This window comes from Hyella patelloides LEGE 07179, assembly GCF_900659865.1.
In the GTDB taxonomy this organism is placed as follows: domain Bacteria; phylum Cyanobacteriota; class Cyanobacteriia; order Cyanobacteriales; family Xenococcaceae; genus Hyella; species Hyella patelloides.
In genome coordinates this window covers 1-1,899 of record NZ_LR214275.1, presented here as the reverse complement: position 1 = coordinate 1,899, position 1,899 = coordinate 1, and the positions used below count along the sequence as shown (strand labels likewise).

The following is a 1,899-nucleotide window of genomic DNA, read 5'->3' as shown; positions in this document are numbered from 1 at the left end:
TCGACAGTGAAACGTTATTGCGGCGAAGATACTTGGGGGGTAGCCCCCTGGGAAAATAGTTCAGTGCCAGGTTCTCTTCTTGATTCTGCTCTCAAACTCTCTTCTGTTTGAGAGCTTTTTGCTTTTTTGATGATATCTGCTCTCATACAGTAACCCTCTTCTGTCACTCTCCGAATTCAATTATTGATGAGTCGGGCGTTAATTTAGGTATGACCAGATTGAGGGGACGTGCAGTTCGTGGAGAAAGATTGTATGACAGTTGCCCTCGCAACCGAGGTTCAAATATCTCTTTGATTGGAGCATTGAGTTTAGATGGACTGATTGCCACTATGAGTTTACCTGTTCGTGTCAATACAGAAGTTTTTTTAACCTATGTTCAAGAAGTTCTATTACTTCAACTATGGGCAGGAGCTTTCGTAATTATGGACAATCTGCCTGTTCATAAAGCGGATGCGACCCCGGCGTCGCCGACAGTGCGCGATGCGTAGCGAGTCCTTTAACTCTCTTCTGTCACTCTAGGCAGAGGAGAGGTAAAACTCATCCCAACAATAGACTAAATATTTCAAGCAATCAAACTCATTTATTTTAGTGATTAGCCTCGGAAACCCAAATGAAAGTTGAGGAACAGGAAAAACTTGAAGCCATCTTAAAATGAGATTAAAACTAATAAAAGGTTGTAGAATTAACTGAAGATTATTTAAGGCATTTTTCCAGCCTTTTCCTGAATCCCATAGAGAATGTTGTTGATAGGAATCGTCAACCGAAGCAACAGAAGGATTAAAAGTTATATTGTGAAGACAAACCATTAAGTAAGCACACATGACTAACTCCCACCATTGTTGAATATCTGCGTAGTTTGTTAGTCGAAAATCTGCCCATCCCAACTCATTTTTACTATTTCTAAATCCTGGTTCGACATAGGCTCTTACTTTGTAAATTGCCCCTACTTCTTTGTATTTTAAGTTGGGAATTTTGGTCATTACGAACCAAGTTGAGTCATCGGGAACAGTTTCTTTATCGGTTGTTATTTGCCAGTATTGTATCGTTCTTCTTTTTCCAGAAATTATTTCTCTGATATATCGAGTTTCTTCTTTTCTATCCCATCTTAGCTCTTGAAAAGCTCTCCATTTATTGGCTCTTACTGCTTGCTCCGTCTTTACGCCGAGGACACCTCGGCGCAGGCGGTGCGCTTTTTGTCCTTTTGGTAGCCACACTCCATGATTACTGCGGATTGCAACGGCATATTCTATTCCTAACTCTCCGACTACACTGACAAAATTACTGTCACTTTCCCCATAGAGACTATCGGCTAATACTCTTTTAATCTTGAACCCCATTTCTTTGAGTTCTTTGACTAATTCTGCTCCCAATTCTGGTTTCGTTCTATATTTATCTCCTTCTTTTAATCTTTCTTTTGGCTTAAATATTTTAAACTTTAAAGGAAAGGTCATTCCTTCACAATACCCATAAGCATTGACTGACACTATCCCATTTTCTATTTTGCCGAAATTTCCAATATACTGTCTCTTGACATAATCAGTCTTTTTTCCTTTTTTCTGATCTCCTGTTTCATCTATCATCACCATAATTTCTCTTTCTTCTAAGATGGCTAAGATAATTTTTAATCTTCTTTTCTCTAAGTCTTCTGCTTGCCACGGTGATTGACTAATAAAATGATGCAGTCCTTGAGCATTGTCTAATCCTACCGCTTTGGCGATCACGCAGTGCCAGGCTCCGCCTGATCGCTGGAAAACTTTTCCTTTTAAGGTCACTTACAGCGGTTTGCAGGTTTATAAGGGACAGTAGCAGCAGTGGGCAAACCAGTTACGCAGATGTTGGGGATTCATTAAATCCATCGCTATTTTAATCAGGGTATCAACCCTTTTGGAAGTTCTGGGA

2 protein-coding genes are annotated in these 1,899 nt (G+C 39.9%); one reads left to right on the top strand and one right to left on the bottom strand.

All coding sequences use genetic code 11. The annotated features are described in order from the left end of the window. The first annotated feature begins 107 nt into the window (after nucleotides 1-107). A complete protein-coding gene (locus H1P_RS33085) occupies nucleotides 108-488 on the top strand; it encodes a transposase (protein ID WP_144875696.1) in 381 nt (126 codons plus the stop codon). Nucleotides 489-515: 27 nt separating this feature from the next. Here the strand turns inward: H1P_RS33085 and H1P_RS33080 are convergent, their stop codons facing one another. Further along, nucleotides 516-1,772, bottom strand: coding sequence for an IS701 family transposase (locus tag H1P_RS33080; protein ID WP_144875694.1), 1,257 nt, complete (start codon nucleotides 1,770-1,772; stop codon nucleotides 516-518). Nucleotides 1,773-1,899 lie beyond the last annotated feature (127 nt).